At 70.3% G+C, this 19,141-nt stretch carries 15 protein-coding genes; 12 read left to right on the forward strand and 3 right to left on the reverse strand.

The features are described from left to right. The first annotated feature begins 127 nt into the window (after nt 1-127). From NE234_RS19875 to NE234_RS19890, 4 genes are all read left to right on the forward strand, one after another. The gene (locus NE234_RS19875) at nt 128-1,627 is read left to right on the forward strand and encodes an arabinofuranosidase catalytic domain-containing protein (protein WP_252781956.1); all 1,500 of its coding nucleotides are present in this window, start codon (nt 128-130) and stop codon (nt 1,625-1,627) included. Between the two features lie 380 nt (nt 1,628-2,007). Beyond that, entirely contained in the window at nt 2,008-3,414 is a 1,407-nt protein-coding gene (locus NE234_RS19880) for an endo-1,4-beta-xylanase (RefSeq protein WP_252781957.1), read from the forward strand. A 120-nt stretch (nt 3,415-3,534) separates the two neighbouring features. Further along, complete coding sequence (locus tag NE234_RS19885) at nt 3,535-5,514, forward strand: alpha-L-fucosidase (protein ID WP_252781958.1); 1,980 nt, start codon at nt 3,535-3,537, stop codon at nt 5,512-5,514. A 100-nt stretch (nt 5,515-5,614) separates the two neighbouring features. After that, on the forward strand, nt 5,615-7,129 hold the full coding sequence (locus NE234_RS19890) for an arabinofuranosidase catalytic domain-containing protein (protein ID WP_252781959.1): 1,515 nt from the start codon (nt 5,615-5,617) through the stop codon (nt 7,127-7,129). A gap of 176 nt (nt 7,130-7,305) precedes the next feature. On the opposite strand, the gene NE234_RS19895 is transcribed toward NE234_RS19890, so the two are convergent. Next, nucleotides 7,306-8,088: a FadR/GntR family transcriptional regulator gene (locus NE234_RS19895; protein ID WP_252781960.1), complete on the reverse strand. Its 783-nt coding sequence runs from the start codon at nt 8,086-8,088 to the stop codon at nt 7,306-7,308. Nucleotides 8,089-8,482: 394 nt separating this feature from the next. On the opposite strand from NE234_RS19895, the gene NE234_RS19900 reads away from it, so the two are divergent. The 8 genes from NE234_RS19900 (at nt 8,483) to NE234_RS19935 (ending at nt 16,711) form a co-directional block, all read left to right on the forward strand. Further along, nucleotides 8,483-9,859, forward strand: coding sequence for an ABC transporter substrate-binding protein (locus NE234_RS19900; protein ID WP_252781961.1), 1,377 nt, complete (start codon nt 8,483-8,485; stop codon nt 9,857-9,859). Then, complete coding sequence (locus NE234_RS19905) at nt 9,856-10,761, forward strand: carbohydrate ABC transporter permease (RefSeq protein WP_252781962.1); 906 nt, start codon at nt 9,856-9,858, stop codon at nt 10,759-10,761. The genes NE234_RS19900 and NE234_RS19905 overlap by 4 nt, the downstream gene beginning before the upstream one ends. Then, entirely contained in the window at nt 10,751-11,707 is a 957-nt protein-coding gene (locus NE234_RS19910) for a carbohydrate ABC transporter permease (RefSeq protein WP_252781963.1), read from the forward strand. Before NE234_RS19905 ends, NE234_RS19910 begins: the two co-directional genes overlap by 11 nt. Nucleotides 11,708-11,817: 110 nt before the next feature. Beyond that, complete coding sequence (locus tag NE234_RS19915) at nt 11,818-13,743, forward strand: hypothetical protein (RefSeq protein ID WP_252781964.1); 1,926 nt, start codon at nt 11,818-11,820, stop codon at nt 13,741-13,743. Further along, nucleotides 13,740-13,904 (forward strand): hypothetical protein, encoded by a 165-nt coding sequence (locus tag NE234_RS19920; RefSeq protein ID WP_252781965.1) that lies wholly within the window; start codon nt 13,740-13,742, stop codon nt 13,902-13,904. Before NE234_RS19915 ends, NE234_RS19920 begins: the two co-directional genes overlap by 4 nt. Then, nucleotides 13,901-14,800 carry an amidohydrolase family protein gene (locus tag NE234_RS19925; RefSeq protein ID WP_252781966.1) on the forward strand — a complete coding sequence of 300 codons (900 nt, stop codon included), beginning with the start codon at nt 13,901-13,903 and terminating at the stop codon, nt 14,798-14,800. The genes NE234_RS19920 and NE234_RS19925 overlap by 4 nt, the downstream gene beginning before the upstream one ends. 91 nt (nt 14,801-14,891) lie before the next feature. Beyond that, nucleotides 14,892-15,938, forward strand: a complete 1,047-nt coding sequence (locus NE234_RS19930; protein ID WP_252781967.1) for a zinc-dependent alcohol dehydrogenase — start codon at nt 14,892-14,894, stop codon at nt 15,936-15,938. Beyond that, on the forward strand, nt 15,935-16,711 hold the full coding sequence (locus NE234_RS19935; RefSeq protein ID WP_252781968.1) for an SDR family oxidoreductase: 777 nt from the start codon (nt 15,935-15,937) through the stop codon (nt 16,709-16,711). The genes NE234_RS19930 and NE234_RS19935 overlap by 4 nt, the downstream gene beginning before the upstream one ends. A 22-nt stretch (nt 16,712-16,733) precedes the next feature. Here NE234_RS19935 and NE234_RS19940 read toward each other — a convergent pair whose 3' ends face one another. Continuing rightward, on the reverse strand, nt 16,734-17,678 hold the full coding sequence (locus NE234_RS19940) for a DUF6924 domain-containing protein (RefSeq protein ID WP_252781969.1): 945 nt from the start codon (nt 17,676-17,678) through the stop codon (nt 16,734-16,736). 104 nt (nt 17,679-17,782) lie between these two features. Next, entirely contained in the window at nt 17,783-18,988 is a 1,206-nt protein-coding gene (locus NE234_RS19945) for a low temperature requirement protein A (protein WP_252781970.1), read from the reverse strand. Nucleotides 18,989-19,141 lie beyond the last annotated feature (153 nt).

Raw genomic sequence — 19,141 nt, forward strand, 5'->3', positions numbered from 1 at the left:
CATCGGCGGGAGATGACCAGATCGAGCGCGCATGCCCGTCGCCGGCCACCTAAGGAGCAGAACAGTGCATATTTCATTCGTTCTCTTCGCAGGCCGGTGGGCGCGCCGCCGGCGATCGTCGGCGTCTGTGGCCGCGCGCGTGGTGGCGGTGCTGGCCCTGCTGATCGGCGTCGCGTCGGCGTGGTCGGGGCCGGCGTCGGCGGCCGGCACCGGCCCCTGTGACATCTACGCCTCGGGCGGTACGCCCTGTATCGCGGCGCACAGCACGGTGCGCGCCCTGTACGGCTCCTACGATGGCAACCTGTACCAGGTGCGGCGCTCGTCCGACAACACGACTAGGAACATCGGCGTGCTGAGCACGGGCGGCCACGCGGACGCCGCGGCCCAGGACTCCTTCTGCGCCGGCACCACCTGCGTCATCACCGTCGTCTACGACCAGTCCGGGCACGGCAACGATCTGTGGTACCAGGGGTCGAGCGTCGTGCCCGGATCGAGCCAGAGCAGCCCCGCGAAGGCGACGACGGAGTCGCTGACGGTCGGCGGCGACAAGGCCTATTCGCTCTATATCAACCCCGGGAACAGCTACTGGAGGGACGGCCACCTGACGGGCGTCCCGACCGGCACCGCACCCGAGGGCATGTACATGGTGACCAGCGGCACGCACGTCAACGGTGGTTGCTGCTTCGACTACGGAAACAGCGAGACCGACAGAAAGGCCGACGCCGCCGGTGCGATGGATGCCATCAACTTCAGCACCTCGTGCTGGTTCGGCGGTTGTTCCGGTTCAGGACCCTGGGTTCAGGCGGATCTGGAGTGGGGGCTCTACCCCGGAGGAAGCCAGTCCTGGAACTCGAATCAGCGGGCCTTCACCGACCGGTACGTCACGGCGATGCTGAAGAACAACGGCACCACACGGTTCGCGATCAAGGGTGCCAGTACCCAGTCCGGTGGCCTTACCACACTGTGGGACGGCGGCCTTCCAAGCGGATACAACCCCATGAAGAAACAAGGCGCCATCGTTCTGGGCAGCGGCGGTGACTGCTGCAAGCCCGGTGGTGGAGCCAATCTCAGCGCCGGCACGTTCTACGAGGGCGCCATGGTCTCCGGCTATCCGTCCGATGCGACGGAGAACGCGGTGCAGGCCAACCTCGTCGCCGCCGGATACGGGGCCGGCGGCGGCACCGGCGGTGGTTCGTATCCGAGCGGTTATCACCCGTTGGTGGTCGGTAACAACGGCTTGTGCCTGGACGTGTACGGCAACAGCACCGCGTCGGGTGCGGCGATCGATCAGTGGTCCTGCAATGGGCAGAGCAACCAGCAGTTCCAGTTCGTGCCGGGGTCGAACGGTTACGGGGAACTGCAGGCGCAGAGTTCTGGTCAGGTGGTCGGGGTTTCGGGTGGTTCGACGGCGCAGGGGACTCCGGACATCGTGCAGCAGGCGCGTAGTGGTGCGGCGAGCACGATGTGGAAGCCGGTTGCGCAGTCCGACGGTTCCTGGTCGTTCCAGAACAGCGGCAGCGGGCTGTGCCTGGACGTCTATGGCGCCGGCAGCAATCAGGGTCAGCAGCTGGACCAGTGGCCGTGCAAGAACGCGGCCGGCTCCAACCAGGACTTCACCCCACGCTGACGGGATCATCCGGGTACGCCCATGGCGGCGGCCGGCCGAAAGCGGCGGACGCGGAACGGCCGACCAGGACGAGAGCCCTCGAGGTTCACCGAATGTCGAGGGCTCTCGAATACCGCCTTTCGGCGATGGCGAAAGAGGTCACCCTCCGTTGCCGTGATACCCCTATCGGTGCGACGCGTGGCGCGTCCATTACCGCGTCACTTTCATCTGTTTTCACGCGCACACCTGGGCGGATCCGCCGCTGCCAGCGTCGCGACGATTCGCCGGCGCGCGGAGATATCAGACGCCTTGACTTCGCGGCTGCGGCCCGGATACTCCCGGCTTAATCCGTAGTTCAATATCTCGCACCTTGTTCGAGATACCGAACGTCAGGGAGAGCCATGAAACCTTCGATCCGGCCCCGCCGGCTACGAGCGCTGGTCACGGTGCTGTCGGCCGCCGCCGCGGTCGCCGGGACCGCCCTGCTGGTGCCCGGCTCCGCGCAGGCCGCGGACACGCTCGGCGCGCAGGCGGCCCAGTCCGGGCGTTACTTCGGTACCGCCGTGGCCGCCGGCAAGCTCGGGAACTCGACGTACTCCACGATCCTCGACCGGGAATTCAACATGATCACCCCGGAGAACGAGATGAAGTGGGACACCACCGAACCGTCCCGCGGTTCGTTCAACTTCGGCCCGGCCGACCAGATCGTCAACCACGCCCTGGCGCACGGGCAGCGGATGCGAGGGCACACCCTGGTCTGGCACAACCAGCTCCCGGGCTGGGTGAGCGGCATCTCCGACGCCAACACGCTGCGCAGCGTGATGGACAACCACATCACGACCGAGATGACCCACTTCAAGGGCAAGATCTACGCGTGGGACGTGGTGAACGAGGCGTTCGCCGACGGCAGCACGCAGCATCGCAGCTCCGTCTTCCAGAACGTGCTGGGCAACGGCTTCATCGAAGAGGCGTTCCGCACCGCGCGGGCCGCCGACCCGAACGCCAAGCTCTGCTACAACGACTACAACATCGAGAACTGGAGCGACGCCAAGACCCAGGGCGTCTACGCCATGGTCAAGGACTTCAAGTCCCGCGGCGTCCCGATCGACTGCGTCGGCTTCCAGAGTCACTTCGGCTCCGGCGGTCCTCCGGCGAGCTTCCAGACCACGCTGTCCAACTTCGCCGCCCTCGGCGTCGACGTACAGCTCACCGAGCTCGACATCGCCCAGGCTCCGTCGACCGCCTACTCCAACACCGTCAAGGCGTGCGTGAACGTCGCCCGCTGCGCGGGGATCACCGTGTGGGGGATCCGCGACAGCGACTCCTGGCGGACCGGCGAGAACCCGCTCCTGTTCGACGCGAACGGCAACAAGAAGGCCGCCTACAGCGCGGTCCTGTCCGCGCTCGCCGGCGGCGTCCCGTACGGCGGCGGCGGAGGTACGTCCACTCCCACTCCGACGCCGACTCCCACGCCCACACCGCCGGGGAGCGGCGGATGCTCGGTGAAGTACACGATCGCCTCGCAGTGGACCGGCGGGTTCGGCGCGAACATCACCGTGACCAACCTGGGCGATGCGGTCTCGAGCTGGACCCTCACCTGGTCGTTCGGGGCGGGGCAGCAGGTCACGCAGGCGTGGAACGCCACCGTGACCCAGAGCGGGTCGAACGTGACCGCCCGCAACGTCGACTACAACGGTTCGATCCCTGCCAACGGCAGCACGAGCTTCGGGTTCAACGGGTCCTGGAACGGCAGTAACCCGGCGCCCTCGAACTTCGCGCTCAACGGCACCGCCTGCACCACCGGCTGATCACCCGACCGCAGGCGCCACCCACGCCGGCCGGACGTGTGCACGACGCGTCCGGCCCGGCCCCTCGCTCCGCCGGCCGCATCACTTCGAAGTGCGCCCCCGCCGAAAGGTTCCCCCGTCATGTCTTCGTACCAGTTCCAGCTGAGCCGCCGGCGCCTCCTCACCACGGCAGGCGCCACCGTCGCCGCCGGCCTGCTGGGGATCCGTACCGCCGGAGCCACCACCGGCCCGAGTAGTTACACGGCGAGCTGGTCGTCGGTCGATCAGCACCCGCCGGCGCCCGAGTGGTACCAGGACGCCAAGTTCGGCATCTACTACCACTGGGGTGTCTTCAGCGTCCCCGCGTTCGGCAACGAGTGGTACCCGCGGAACATGTACATCAGCGGGTCGAACGAGAACAACCACCACAAGAGCGTGTACGGGGACCCGTCGGTGTGGCCCTACCACAACTTCATCAACGGGGCCCGCGACAAGGCCGGCAACTGGGTGCAGTTCGCCCCGAAGCTGACGTCGGCGGGCGGCAACTGGGACCCGAACGCGTGGGCGCAGCTGTTCGCCGACGCGGGCGCGAAGTTCGCCGGTCCGGTCGCCGAGCACCACGACGGCTACTCGATGTGGAACAGCACCGCCAACGAGTGGAACTCCGTCGCCACGGGGCCCAGGCTCGACCTGCTGCGGCAGCACGCCGACGCCATCCGGTCCAAGGGCCTGAAGCTGTACGTGTCGCTGCACCACGCGTACCACTTCAACGGCTATTACGACCACGTCCCGGCGCAGTCCACGACCACCCTCAAGAAGCTGTACGGCCAGCTCGGGTCGGCCGCCGAGAACCAGCTCTGGTACGACAAGCTGAAAGAGGTCATCGACGGGTACCAGCCCGACATCATCTACCAGGACTTCGACCTGAACCTCGTGCAGGAGTCGCTGCGCCTGCAGTTCCTCGCGTACTACTACAACCAGGCGGTCGCCTGGAACAAGGACGTCGTGGCCACCTACAAGGACGGCTTCGACAACAAGGGCGAGGTCTACGACTTCGAACGCGGCGGTCCGGCCGGCATTCAGACGCCCTACTGGGAGACCGACGACAGCGTCTCCAGCTCCAGCTGGTGCTACACCGTCGGCATCGGCTACTACTCGACCAAGGCCATGATGCACGCGCTGATCGACCGGGTCAGCAAGAACGGCACCATGGTGCTCAACATCGCCCCCATGGCCGACGGCACCATCCCGTCGGGACAGCAGGCGATCCTGCAGGGGATGGGGGACTACCTCAAGCGGTTCGGCGAGTCCATCTACGCCACCCGCGCCTGGGCGTCCTTCGGCGAGGGGCCGACGCAGATGGGCGGCGGCTCCTTCACCACGCCGAGGGAGGGCACCGCCCAGGACATCCGGTTCACCCGCAGCAAGGACAACACGGTGCTGTACGCGACCGTGCTGGGCTGGCCGGGAAGCACGCTGACCATCACCACCTTGAACTCCGGTCAGATCAACCTGAGCAGCCTCACCTCGGTACAGCTCCTCGACCAGACCGCCGGCTCGTACGTCAACCTGCCGAACCGCAGCCAGGACGGCGCCGGGCTGCACATCTCGATGCCCTCGTCCGGCGCCCCCTTCGGCGCCCTGGCGTACGTCGTCAAGCTGACCTTCAGCGGGCAGATCCCCACCCTGGGCGGCGGGGGCACCACCACGGGCTGGGTGAAGATCGCCAACGTGACCAGCGGCCTGGTCCTCGACAGCGGCGGCAACGTCTCGTCCGGGTCGGTGCTCAAGCAGTGGAACTACGACGGGTCCACCAACCTGCAGTGGCAGCTGGTGGACCTGGGCAGCGGTTACTACCGCATCGTCAACCGCACCAACGGCATGGTGGCCGACAGCTGGGGCAACACCGCCAACGGCGCGAGCTGCCTGCAGGCGGCCTGGAACGGCGGCAACAACCAGCAGTGGCGGCTGAACAGCCTCGGCAACGGCCGCTACCAGATCATCAACCGCGGCACCGGAACCGCCCTGGACGGCGCCGGCAGCACCACGGCCGGCGCGACCACCGTGCTGTGGACGCCGAACTCCAGCACCAACAACGAGTGGACCATCACCGGGGTCTGAGCGCCCCGGCCACCGGACCCGCCGTGACACGGGTCCCAGGACACATTCCCCCGACTCCTGCCCGCTCCATCCCGCATCCGCGATGACGGAGGTCTCTTCGATGTCCCTACTTCCCATCCGCGTGCGGCCGGCGCGACCGGTCGCCGCGACACTGATGGCGGTGGCGGGGGCCGTGCTCGCCCTCGGCCCGTCCGCGGTGACCAGTCCCGCCTCGGCGGCGTCGCTGCCGTGCGACATCTACGCGAGCGGCGGCACGCCCTGCGTCGCGGCGCACAGCACCACCCGTGCGCTGTACGCCTCCTACAACGGCCCGCTCTACCAGGTCCGGCGTTCCTCGGACAACACCACGCGGGACATCGGCGTGCTGAGCGCCGGCGGAGTCGCCGACGCGGCGGCACAGGACTCCTTCTGCTCCGGCACCACCTGCGTCATCACCGTCATCTACGACCAGTCGGGCCGCGGCAACAACCTCACCCAGGCGCCCGGCGGCGGCGCGGCCGGCGGGCCGGACAACCTCGCCAACGCCACGGCGGCGCCGACCACGGTGGGCGGCCACAAGGCCTACGGCGTGTACGTGGCCGCGGGCACCGGCTACCGCAACGACCGTACGAACGGCATCGCGACCGGAGACGCGGCGGAGGGAGAGTACGCGATCTTCGACGGGACGCACTACAACGGCGGCTGCTGCTTCGACTACGGCAACGCCGAGACCAGCAACAACGACACCGGCAACGGCCACATGGAGGCCATCTACTTCGGCAACATCAGGGTCTGGGGCTACGGCACCGGAAACGGGCCCTGGATCATGGCCGACCTGGAGAACGGCCTGTTCTCCGGAGTGAACGCCGGCTACAACGCCAACGACCCCACGATCAACTACCGGTACACCACCGCGATCGTGAAGGGCGAGCCGAACCACTGGGCCATCCGCGGCGGCAACGCCCAGTCCGGTGGCCTGTCCACCTTCTACAACGGCGCCCGCCCCAACGTCTCCGGCTACAACCCGATGCACAAGGAAGGCGCCATCATCCTCGGGATCGGCGGCGACAACAGCAAGGGTTCAGCCGGGACCTTCTACGAAGGCGCGATGACCTCCGGTTATCCGTCCGACGCGACGGAGAACGCGGTCCAGGACAGCATCACGGCCGCCGGGTACGGGTCCGGTGGCGGGAGCGGCGGTTCGTTCCCCAGCGGTTATCACCAGCTGGTCGTCGGTAACAACGGCTTGTGCCTGGACGTGTACGGCAACAGTTCCGCGTCGGGTGCGGCGATCGATCAGTGGTCCTGCAACGGGCAGAGCAATCAGTTGTTCCAGTTCGTGCCGGGGTCGAACGGTTATGGGGAGTTGCAGGCGCAGAGCTCTGGTCAGGTGGTCGGGGTTTCGGGTGGTTCGACGGCGCAGGGGACTCCGGACATCGTGCAGCAGGCGCGTAGTGGTGCGGCGAGCACGATGTGGAAGCCGGTTGCGCAGTCCGACGGTTCCTGGTCGTTCCAGAACAGCGGCAGCGGGCTGTGCCTGGACGTCTATGGCGCCGGCAGTAATCAGGGTCAGCAGCTGGACCAGTGGCCGTGCAAGAACGCCGCGGGCTCCAACCAGGACTTCACCCCACGCTGAGGACCCGGCCTGACCGGAACCTCCGTACGCCGGCGGGCGGGCGCCGACGCCAGGTCGCGTCCGCCCGCCGGACCAGGCGGTGGTCCGGGCGACCGCCGACGAACGACCGGATTCACCCTCCACGGCACCGCCCGCGCGGCGGGCGCCTCGGGTCGAGCGACGGCCGCCCGGGCGGATCAGCCGAAGACGCGGCGCTGGATCTCGCGCCGGTAGTCCTCGAGGGTCTTGTCGAGGTGGACGGCGGCGGCCTGGGCGGCGGCATCGGGATCGCCGTCGCGGATGGCCTGGTAGATCGCGGAGTGCTCCTCGATCGCCTCCTCCGCGTGGCCGCCGACCGTGCCGTGCAGGCCGATCGTGCTGGACTGGTGCTGGAGTCGGCGGGCCTCGCGGACGGCCGCGACGAGGAAGGGGTTGTGCGAGGCGGCGGCGATGCCCAGGTGGAAGGCGTCGTCACCCTGATCGAACAGGGCCGCCTGCCCGGTCACATGGCCCTCCCGGCACGTCTCGGCGGCGGCCTCGATGGCGCGGAGCTCGGCGGGAGTCGCCCGAGTCGCGGCGAGCCGGCTGGCCGCGGTCTCCTGGATCCGGCGGAACTCGAAGAGCATGTAGACGTGATCGAGGTCGGTCGGCAGGAAGAAGCCCTCCCAGCGCGATGAGCCCAGCATCCCCTCGTCATCGGCGACGTAGAGGCCGCGGCCCTTCTGAGCGCGGACCCGGCCGATCGCGGAGAGGATCTTCACGGCCTCCCGTACGACGGTCCGGCTGGTGCCCAGGCGTGCGGCCAGTTCGTTCTCGGTGGGCATCCGGTCACCGGGCTGCAGGCGCAGGTCGGCGATGAGCTGCAGGATCTGCTCGGCCACCAGTTCGTAGCGTGGCCGGTACGCGCCGGTCCGCTGGGCGTCGCCGTCCTGCTCCGGGGTCGGCGCGTCGGTCGCAGCCGGCTTGGGCGTGCCGTCCACCGGCGTGCCTCCTTCGTCGCGGTCCGCTGCGAGGGGATGACTCACCCTCGTCCAGAGAAGAGCATACATCTCCGCTGAGCAGCCGAAAGATAAGTACGACTCATCTTCCTTCGCCTACGGGGGCGGCCCGGATGAACTGGTCGAATGTCGATCGCTCCCGCAGAACGCTGTAACACAGCCGTAAAAATAAGCCCGCTCATCCTCTTGACGCGGTGGCGCTCCGGCGCTCTGATGAGGGACCACGGACAGCACTCGATCCGAGGTGGTCGCGAGGGTGACGGCCGCACCATCGCCGACCGCTTCGACCATCCGAAGCCCGCCCGATGAGTCAGACACATTCCTCCTTGCCCGCCACCCCCGGTCGGCGGGCCCCACGAAGTCAGTGGAGCAGCCCATGACAGTCAAGCTCCGCGCCGACGGCGCGAGGAGACCAGGCAAGAGCCGCCGCGCATCGCTGCCGGCCCTCATCGGCGCGTTCACGCTGGCGGCCGTCACGGCCTGCGGCGGTGGCGGAGGCGGGGGCGGGGGGACCGCCGGCGCACAGGGAGGCTTCCGGCAGGCGCCGCAATCCGACGGGCCGCTGACGGTGTGGGTGGATTCGACGCGTCTGGCCGCCGCCCAGCTGTACCAGAAGCAGCATCCCGCGGTGAAGATGAACATCGTCACCTACGACGGGGACGCCAACGGCTCGAACTACCTGCAGACCAAGGTGAGCCTGTTCAACCGGACCCGTAAGGGCTGGCCGGACGTCGTCTTCAGCTCGCAGAACAACGAGGCGTCCTGGGCGGTGCCGGCCGGCTTCACCGCCCCGCTGAACAAGGGCCTGATCCCGCAGTCCACCCTCGACGGCTGGGCCCACGGCGCCAACGACCCGTGCACGGTGAACGGCACGATCTACTGCCTGCGCAACGACCTGTCCCAGACCGTGCTCTGGTACAACGCGGGCCTCATGCGGAAGTGGGGCTACAAGGTCCCGGCGACCTGGGAGGACTACCGGGCGCTGGGGGAGAAGGTCGCCACCGAGCACCCCGGGTACATCGTCGGCTCCGCGGGCGACGCCTTCACCCCGGAGATCTACATGTGGGCGAGCAAGTGCGGCGCCAACCAGATCACCGGTCCCAAGGCGGTCACGGTCGACACGACGAGCGCGAACTGCACCCGGATGGCCTCGCTGCTGGACACCCTGATCAAGAACCACACGATGTCGATGAGCAGCGTCTTCAGCTCCGACTTCGACAAGAACGAGGCCGGCAGGATCCTGATGCTGCCCGGCCCGTCCTGGTTCGGCGGCGCGCTGTTCCAGGGCACCTTCAAGACCCCGGCCGGCCAGGTCGCGGTCGCCCCGATGCCCCAGTGGTCCGGCGACCCGGCTCCCGCCGTCGGCAACGTCGGCGGCGGCACCTGGCTGCTGTCGGCGCACAGCGCCCACCTGAAGGCCGGCACGGACTTCCTCACCTGGGTGACCACCGCGAACGACTACCAGGGCAAGGTCGCCCCCGGCTATCCGGCGAACACGGCCGCGGCCAAGGCCTGGCTGGCGAACCAGGCCTCCTCCCACTACTACGCCGGTGACATCACCGGGCCGCTCCAGACGGCGGCCGGGCAGGTGTGGTCCGGCTGGGGGTACGGCCAGTTCAGCCAGGAGGCGATCTGGGCGGCCACCGTCACGACGGGTGTGACCGCGGGCAAGACGATCGTCTCGCTGCTCCCCGCCTGGCAGAACGCCATCGCCAACTACGCGCGGTCCGACGGATACAAGGTCGGCCGGTGAGCGCACCGTCGAGCGTCGGCGGCGGCCGGGCACGACGCCTGTCGTGGCCCGGCCGGGCCGGACACGGCTTCGTCGCCCCGTATGTAGTGCTGCTGATCGCGTTCGGCCTCGTGCCGACGGTGTACGCGATCTACTTCGCCTTCACCGACGCGAACGAGCGCTTCACCGGGCTGTCCAACTTCACCACCGCGGCGGCCGACTTCCGCTTCCTGCCGGCCATCGGCCACGTGGCGCTCTACCTGCTCGTCTGGCTGGTCGCGCTGGTGGTCCTGGTCGTCGGGCTCGCGCTCCTGCTGCACGGCCTGGCCGCCCGCGCGGCCGACCGGGCCCTGCGCTTCCTCTACTACATCCCCGGGGCGCTGGCCGGAGCGGCGAGCGCGATGGTCTGGCTGTTCATGCTGGACCCGACGGTGAGCCCGGTGGGCTTCCTGCTCCGCGCCTTCGGCCTCGGCACCTTCGGCCAGGTCATCGCGCCCGGGCACCTGCCGATCCTGCTCGCCGTCATCGCGTTCTGGACGGGCGCGGGGGGCTGGATCGTCGTCATGTACGGCGCGCTGAACAACATCTCCGCGGACCTGCTGGAGGCGGCCCGGATCGACGGGGCGGGCCCCTGGCAGATCGCCCGGCACATCCAGCTGCCGCTCCTGCGCAAGTGGATCGTCTACATGGTGATCCTGTCCTTCGCCGCGGGCACCCAGCTGTTCGTCGAACCGCAGTTGCTGTCGCAGGCGAGCAACGGCGTGGCCGGCCGGGACTACTCGCTCAACCAGCTCTCCTACGACTTCGCCTTCCAGAACAACAATGTCGGCTCCGCGGCGGCCATCTCGGTCGAGCTGCTGGTCGTCGGGCTCGTCGTCGCAGGGCTGTTCGTCGCCAGATCGGGGTTCTTCGATGCCGACTGAGACCCGGCGGCCCACCGTGGCCGTCCCCGCCGGCACGGCCGCGGGATCGGCGGCCCGCGGGGCCAGGAGCCCGGGCCGCCCCCATCGCCGCAGGCCGCCGAACCCGCTGCGCGCCCTGGTGCTCACGGCGTTCCTGCTGTTCTTCGTGCTCCCGGTCCTCTGGCTCCTGCTGGCGGCCACCAAGACCGACGACCAGCTCGTCCACGGCGATCCGCTGTCGTTCGGGTCCTGGTCCGCGCTGCGGCACAACTGGGACGCGCTGACGTCCTACCAGGGCGACGCCATCTTCCGGTGGCTGCGCAACTCCGCGCTCTACTCGTTCCTCGCGCTAGCGATCACGCTGTGCGTGACGATCCCCGCCGGGTACGCCCTCGCGATGACCGAGTTCCGCGGCCGCCGCACCCTCCTGGCGGCGACCCTCGTCGTCATGCTCATGCCGAACGCGACGCTCGTGGTGCCGTTGTTCCTGGAGATCAACGCCGTCCACCTGGTCGGCTCGATGTGGTCGGTCATCCTGCCGTACTCGTTCTATCCGTTCGGCGTGTACCTCACCTACATCTACTTCAGCACCGCGATGCCCAAGGAGCTGCTGGCCGCCGCGAAGCTCGACGGCTGCTCGGAGTTCGGAGCCTTCCGCCGCATCGCCCTGCCGCTGGCCGCACCGGTCGTCGCCCTGGTCGGGTTCTTCAGCTTCGTGGCCAACTGGACCAACTACTTCCTCCCGTACGTCCTGCTGCCGGACAGCGATCAGTTCCCGGTCCAGGTGGGCCTGGGCACGCTGCTGAACAACGTTCCGCAGTTCAACCCGACCGTCGGCTCACTCGAGGTCCAGCGGCCCGAACTGGCGCTGGCCACGCTGCTGGCGATCACTCCCGTACTCCTCGTCTTCCTCTTCTCGCAGCGCTTCCTGGTCGCCGGGATGCTCGCCGGCGCCACCAAGGAGTGACCGCCCCGGACCGACCGCGGGCTCGACCCGCGCCCGCCGCCGCAGGCGGCGCGCGGGCACGGGCCCGCCGACCGCGGGCGCGACCGCGCCCTGGAATGGAGAACTCCCGGATGCACCCCGTCATCACGGCCTCGGTACCGCTGCTCGAACCACCGGGCTGGGCGATAGCGCAGCGCCGGCTGTTCGACCTGCTCGACCACGCCTGGCGCCGGTTCGCGCGCGACTTCACCGGCCCGGACGGGCGCCTGCTCTACCGCGGCCGGCTCACCTCACGCGACGGCGTGGACGACTTCTACGAGACCTTCTTCAACTGGCCCCAGCTCTACCTCCTCGGCGGGGCCGACGACCTGCTCGCCGCGTCCGAGCGGCACTGGGAGGGAGTCACCCGGCAGCTGACCGAGCTGGGCATGCTGCACGAGGAGTACGAGCGGGGCTACGACTGGTTCCATCAGGGCGAGAGCCTGCTGCTGTTCTACTTCCTGTGCATGGCCGCCCCCGAGCGCTGGACCGAACGGGCCCTGCGGTTCGCGGACCTGTACGTCGACCCCGCGCACGGCAACTACGATCCCGAGCACCGCATCATCCGCCGGCCGCACAACGGCAGCGACCCACGGCGGGACGGTCTGTTCGACGGCGACGCCTATCCCTGGCTGCCCAAAGAGGCGCGGACGTACGGCTTCCCGCTGGACTGGGTCCTGCCGCCCGGTGACGAGCCGGGGGATCCGGCCCGCGATCCGCGGCTCGGCGCGGAGATGCGCCGCAGGATGGGAGTCGGGGACACCGCCGTCAACCTGGCCGCCGCCGGGCTCGTCCTCAACGCCCTGATCCTGTCCGGCGAGCCGCGCTACCGCGACTGGATCGCCGAGTACGTCGGCGCGTGGCGCGAGCGGGCCGCCGCCAACGGCGGCGTCCTGCCCGACAACGTCGCCCCGGACGGCACGGTCGGCGGGCTCCTGGAGGGCCGCTGGTACGGCGGCCACTACGGCTGGTCGTGGCCGCACGGCTGGTACAGCGTCGGGCACGCCGCGATGGTCGGCGCCCTCGCCGCGGCCGCCGCGACCGGCGACGACTCCCACCTCGACCTCGTACGCCCGGCGCTGGACGAGATCATCGCGCACGGCAAGGTGATGGCCTTCACCGACGCCGACTCCAGCCTGGAGTCGAAGTGGACCGTCCAGCTCGAGGAGGACGTCCACACGCCGACGCTGCACGTGCCGTTCCGGTACGGCGACCGCGGCTGGTTCGACTACAACCCCATGCTGATGGCGGTGCCCACCGCGCTGTGGCACCACTCCGCCGCGCGCGCCGACCGGGACCGCATCGAGCGCCTGCGCGCGGCCGCCGGCTACGACTGGCGCACGGTCCGGGCGTTCCGCAGCAAGGAGGAGGCCGGGCACGAGGAACCCTGGTTCGCCTTCCTCTCCGGCGACGACCCCGGATATCCGGAGCGGATCCTCGCCGCCGCGCAGGCCCAGGTACGGCACCGGCTGACCCGCATGGAGCGCTACCGCGGCCTGGACGTGCCCGAGGCCGACATCCACCTCTGGCAGCAGTCGAACCCGGTGGTCACCGAGGCCCTGGTCCAGCTGACCTGGGGCGGCCCGCAGGTCGTCTACAACGGCGGACTGCAGCAGGCGCGGGTGCGCTACCACGACGCCGACGCGCGGCGCCCCGGCCTGCCTCCCTCGGTCGCGGCCCTCGTGTCCCGCATCGATCCGGAGGCGACCGTCGTCGATCTGGTCAACCTCGATCCGGAGTCGGCGCGCCGCGTCATCGTGCAGGCCGGGGCGTTCGCCGAGCACACCATCGGCACGGTGCGCCACACGGTCTGCGACGACCCCTCCTGGATCGGCGACATGTACGACTACGGGCACGGCCGGCCGGTGGTGACATCGGCCGAGACACGTGTCGATGGGCCCTGGCTGCTCGTGGAGCTGCCCCGGTCGACCCGGATCCGCCTGACGCTGGAACTCGTCCTGCGCACGCGCCCTCCGTCCTACCGCACGCCGTTCGACGCGGACGGGGGCCCGTCATGAGGAGCCGACCGCTCGGCCGTACCGGCCTGGAGGTCTCCGCGCTCAGGTTCGGCGCGTCGCCGTTGGGCGGCCGCCCGGAGAACCAGAGCCCGGGCCGCCGGCCGGGGAACCAGGCTCCGGGCGGCCGGCCGGAGAACGAGCCGCCGCGAGGCCGGCCGTGAACGTCACCTCCGACGGCCCGGGGGCCGGACCCGGCGGCCGGGCGATCCTGGACTCCCACGTCCACTTCTGGGATCCGCGGAACCTCACGTACCCGTGGCTGGAGGACGTGGCGCCGCTGAGCCGTCCCTTCACCGCCGGCGACTTCCCGGAGAGCCGCCCCGAGCCCGTCGAAGTGATCTTCGTGGAGGCGGGACGGCTCGCGCGGGAGGCGGCCGCCGAGATCGAGTGGGTCCGCCGCGCGGCCCGGGACCGGCCGTGGATCCGCGGCGTCGTCGCGCACGCCGACCTGGAGGACCCCGGCCGCGCCCGCGCGGTGATCGGCGCCTACGCCGGCGACCCGTTCGTCGTCGGCGTGCGCCGAAACGTCCAGGACGAGGCCGCCGGTTTCACCGCGGCCCCGGACTTCCGCGCCGGGGTGCGTCTCCTCGGTGAGGCAGGACTGCCCTTCGACGCCTGCGTGCGCGCGCACCAGTTGCCGGAGCTGGCCGAACTGGCCGCGGCCTGCCCGCGGACCACCATCGTCCTCGACCACCTCGGCAAGCCGTCGCCACCGGGCGACACCTCATGGCGGCGGGCGCTCCGGAGGCTGGCGCGGTGCGGCAACGTCGTCTGCAAACTGTCCGGCCTGGCCACCGAGAGCGGCCCGGGCACCGGGCGCTCGGACCTGCTCGCCACGCTCCAGGAGGCGCTGCAGGTCTTCGGCCCCGAGCGCTGCCTGTACGGCAGCGACTGGCCGGTGATGACCCTGGCCACGGACTACGGGAGCTGGCTCGATCTGGTCCGTGCCGCTCTCGCCGCGCACCCGCCCGCCGCGACCGACGCCGTCCTGTACGACACCGCGGCCCGGACCTACCGGGTCCGCCGTCCCGCCACGACACGAGAGGACCCGCAGTGACACGCCCAGCCCGGTCCGTACGGCCGCAGCCCCTACGCCGCGAGGACTCCCCCTTTCCGGACGCCGCCCCGCAACGCGAAGGGGAGCACGCATGAGCGCCCGACGCGTCACTTACGCCGGAGCCCGGCGGCTGACGATCGACACCGCCGAGCCCGCACCGCCGCCCCCGGGGCACGTCCGCGTCGACGTCGCTTACACCGGGATCTGCGGAACGGACCTGCACATCTTCCACGGCGACATGGACGGCAGGGTCGACCCGCCCTGTGTGATCGGCCACGAGATGTCCGGCCGGATCGCGGAGGTCGGCCCGGACGTCCGCGACTGGCGGCCGGGCGACCACGTGACCGTCATGCCGCTGGTCTCCTGCGGAACCTGCTCCGCCTGCCGGGCGGGCCACGCGCACATCTGCCACCGCCTGGTCTTCCTCGGCATCGACGCGGCCGGATCCATGCAGAACACCTGGACGGTCCCCGCGGCCGCGCTGGTCCGGCTCCCCCGGGATCTGGCCCTGGACCACGCCGCCCTGGTCGAGCCCACCGCCGTGGCCGTGCACGACGTACGGCGCGCGGAACTGCGGCCGGGGGAGAAGGCGATCGTGGTCGGCGGCGGCCCGATCGGCCTGCTCATCGGGATCGTCGCCCGCCGGTCCGGGGCCGACGTGCTGCTGGTGGAACCCGATCCGTACCGGCGCTCCGTCGCCGAGGGACTGGGGCTGAGCGTCGCGAACCCGAGCGGAGCCGACATCGCCGGGATCGTCGAGCGGTGGACCGGCGGGGCGGGCGCCGCGGTGGCGTTCGAGGTCTCCGGCGCGGCGGCCGGCGTCACCACCGCCGTCGACTCACTCGCCACGCGCGGCCGCATGGTCCAGGTCGCCATCCACCCCGTCGCGCGCGAGGTGAGCCTGCACCGCTTCTTCTGGCGCGAGCTGACCCTGCTCGGCGCCCGCCTGTACGATCGGGCCGACTTCGAGACGGCCGTGGGCCTCATCGCCGAGGGCGAGATCCCCGCCCGGACGCTGATCTCGCGGATCGAACCCCTCGATCGGGCCACGCAGGCCTTCGCCGCCCTCGAATCGGGCGCGGGCGTCATGAAGATCCTCGTCGACTGCGGCGCGAACGGGAAGGCGGAGGCGCGATGACCCGACCAGATCTCCGGGCCTTCGACCTGAGCGGGAGGCTCGCGGTGGTCACCGGCGCGCGCCGGGGGATCGGCCTCGCCATCGCCGAGGCACTGGCCGCCGCCGGGGCCGACATCGTCGCGGTCAGCGCGCGCCTGGAGCGCTCCGGCAGCGAGGTCGAGGCCCGGGTCACCGCGCTCGGCCGCGAGTGCCTGGCGCTGAGCGCCGACTTCGCCGACCGCGCGGCCGTCGCCGACCTGGCCGCCCGGCTCGCCGACCTCGACCGCCCAGTGGACATCCTGGTCAACAACGCCGGTACCATCGCCCGCGCTCCGGCCGCGCGGCACTCCGACGCCGACTGGGATCACGTCATCGCCGTGGACCTCAGCAGCCAGTTCACGCTCACCCGCGAGGTCGGACGCCGGATGCTCGAACGAGGCCGGGGGAAGATCGTGTTCACCGCGTCGCTGCTCAGCTTCCAGGGTGGGATCAACGTGCCCGGCTACGCCGCGGCGAAGTCGGGGATCGCGGGCCTGACGCGGGCGCTGGCCAACGAATGGGCCGGACAGGGCGTCAACGTCAACGCGATCGTGCCCGGCTATGTCGAGACCGACAACACCCGCGCGCTGCGCGAGGACCCGGCCCGCCACGCGGCGATCCTCGACCGGATCCCGGCCGGGCGCTGGGGACGGCCCGAGGACTTCGGCGGCGTCGCCGTGTTCCTCGCCTCGGACGCCTCCGACTATGTGCACGGCGCGCTGATCCCCGTGGACGGTGGCTGGCTGGGCAGGTGAGCGGCGCGGCACGCTGTGCCCTTCAGAGATCCCCCCACCACGGCTCCATGCCGTCTTCGGCGATGAACTCGTGGAAGTCCATGTTGGCGAGCTCCAGGTTGCACGCCATCGATCCGACCATGCGGCAGGGGAGGACGGCCGTCTGCCCCGGCGTGTCGTACAGGTCGACGACGGTCAGGGGCCGGTCGGGCTCGGCGAAGGTCCGGGCGTCGGCGAGCGCGACCAGCGTGGCGTGCTCCTCAGGCGGGACGAGCGCGGGGACCTGACCCGGCGGGAGTCCCTCGAAGGCCCGGTCGTCGACGACCAGTGCCGTCAGCGGATAGTTCTCCACGTCGATCTCGTCGGAGTCCAGGTCCACGCCGACCCAGCCGTCCTCGTCGGCTCCGCCCCACTCGTCGAGCAGGGCGCGCCAGCCCTCCTCGTCATCGAAACAGGTGCGGACGAGCAGAGCCGCGGCGGTGGGAGGCAGTGCGGGGAAGGCCCGATGCGGCGGCGCCGTCGGCGCGGGGAACGCCGGCCGGCCGCCGTCGCCCTGGTACATGCCGTACACGTCCATGTCCCGCACCAGGTCCTCGAACGCGAGTGCGCCGCCCAGCAGGGCGGCCAGGATCTCGCCGAGCCGGGCCGACGCGACCCGGACGCCGCGCCCGGGTATCGCCGCCAGATCGACGAGCAACGGCCCGTCCCCGCCGTACACCACCGAACTGTCCGCCAAGACGGCGACCGGCGTCACGGGTCCGCCGTCCGGGACGAGCGCCGGGACGTTCCCGCCGTGCAGGAAGTCCCATCCGGTGCCCTCGACCAGATGGAGCCGCACCCCGCCGTCCCCAAGGACGAGCACGTCGCCTTCTCGGCGGCCGCCGATCTCGTCGAACAGCCCGCCCCACAGCGCTGTGCCGTCCTCGTAACACGTGCAGACCAGCAACACCGCACCGGGCCCCGGCTGGGGAAGCCTGGGAAATGACATGACCCTCCTCCGACGGGCTGCTGCGGTGGCATCGTAGTGATCGATCCCGGCCGGTGGACGTCCTTTCTGTGATCCTCATCCTGGTCCGGACCGGACCGGTGCGTTCAAGCCCTGCGGTCGACTTTCTGGAGGATGGTGACGGCGGTCATCAGGACGCAGACGCCCGCGATCGCCGCGATGACGGCGGCCACCCCGGCCCTCGGCGCCGCGAGCGGAAGGAGCAGGACGGCGGTGGCGGCGGACAGCACCACGGCCGGGCGGATGACGGGTTCGGCGATGAGCGGCGTGTGGACGAGCCAGTACAGGAGAACGAATGCCGCGGCGGGGATCGCCACGGCGTAGCAGATGGCGAGGGGGCCGGCGTCGAGGTCACGCCCCGACTGTTCGACCGCGACCTCGAGGCCGGCGCCGAGGGCCGCGAGGGCGGCGAAGATGCCGTAGTGGCCGTATCCCCACTGGTAGGACCGGTGACGCCGGTCGTTGAGACCTTCACCGGCCGGGACGAGGAAGTAGAGCCACCAGAGAGCGAACAGCAGGACGATGCCCGACACGGCGATGACGATGAGGGGACCGCTGAGCTCGGCCGCTTCGAGCGCCCGGTCGACCCCGTTGGACGCGGCCAGGACGCTCTCGCCGAAAAGGATGATCGTGAACAGGCCGTAGCGTTCGGCGATGTGGTGCGGGTGCCAGGTGGTGGGCGCGGTCCGTTCCGCCCACCGCGGCACCGCCAGCTCAAGAACGGCCAGGACGATGAAGGACGGCAGTTGGGCCGGTGACGTCAGGGCGCCCGTCTCGGCGAGAACGAGACGCAGCACCCAGCCCGCCTGGAGGACGGAGATGCCGCCGGCGTAGCGCAGCGCGGTGCGGCGGCCCGCGGCGTCCTCGGCCCCGGCCCGCAGCCACTGGGCGACGAGAGCGAACCTCATGATGAGGTAGCCGAGCGTGACGGCGGCGTAGTCGGAACGGCGGGCCGCAGCGGGCACCCCCGCGGCCAGCACCAGCACGCCGGCCATCTGCACCATGGTCAGCAGCCGGTAGGCGACGTCGTCGGTGTCGTACGACGACGCGAACCAGGTGAAGTTCATCCACGCCCACCACACCGCGAAGAAGACCTGCAGGAAAGGGGCGATCCCGGTCAGGGGGTGCCCGTCGACGATGGCGTGTGCGAACTGGTCGGTGACGGCGGCGACGGCCACCACGAACGTGAGGTCGAACAGCAGCTCGAGCGGGCTCGAGGTGCGGTGCGGCTCGTCGATCGCGCGCGGGGTCATGCGGACCCGGATCCGGTACCTGGTTTCTGTCGGCGGCACGCCCTACTCCCGTCGCTCCATACGTCCGTCCCGCTGACGAAGACCGGGCAGCGGCACCCCCTGTGACAGTTCGCGCTGAATGACCGCGACTTCGGGAAATTATCGCCCGAGCTGTCACAGCCCGGACGAGTGGCCTGTCTTAGCTGGCGACCG

The sequence above is a fragment of the Actinoallomurus rhizosphaericola genome (genome assembly GCF_024055675.1).
GTDB lineage: Bacteria > Actinomycetota > Actinomycetes > Streptosporangiales > Streptosporangiaceae > Actinoallomurus > Actinoallomurus soli.

Excerpts from the sequence above, each read along its gene's own strand:
- NE234_RS19880 (WP_252781957.1), top strand. The coding sequence starts at position 2,008 with ATGAAACCTTCGATCCGGCCCCGCCGGCTACGAGCGCTGGTCACGGTG.
- NE234_RS19885 (WP_252781958.1), top strand. The coding sequence starts at position 3,535 with ATGTCTTCGTACCAGTTCCAGCTGAGCCGCCGGCGCCTCCTCACCACG.
- NE234_RS19890 (WP_252781959.1), top strand. The coding sequence starts at position 5,615 with ATGTCCCTACTTCCCATCCGCGTGCGGCCGGCGCGACCGGTCGCCGCG.
- NE234_RS19900 (WP_252781961.1), top strand. The coding sequence starts at position 8,483 with ATGACAGTCAAGCTCCGCGCCGACGGCGCGAGGAGACCAGGCAAGAGC.
- NE234_RS19910 (WP_252781963.1), top strand. The coding sequence starts at position 10,751 with ATGCCGACTGAGACCCGGCGGCCCACCGTGGCCGTCCCCGCCGGCACG.
- NE234_RS19915 (WP_252781964.1), top strand. The coding sequence starts at position 11,818 with ATGCACCCCGTCATCACGGCCTCGGTACCGCTGCTCGAACCACCGGGC.
- NE234_RS19920 (WP_252781965.1), top strand. The coding sequence starts at position 13,740 with ATGAGGAGCCGACCGCTCGGCCGTACCGGCCTGGAGGTCTCCGCGCTC.
- NE234_RS19930 (WP_252781967.1), top strand. The coding sequence starts at position 14,892 with ATGAGCGCCCGACGCGTCACTTACGCCGGAGCCCGGCGGCTGACGATC.
- NE234_RS19935 (WP_252781968.1), top strand. The coding sequence starts at position 15,935 with ATGACCCGACCAGATCTCCGGGCCTTCGACCTGAGCGGGAGGCTCGCG.
- NE234_RS19940 (WP_252781969.1), bottom strand. The coding sequence starts at position 17,678 with ATGTCATTTCCCAGGCTTCCCCAGCCGGGGCCCGGTGCGGTGTTGCTG.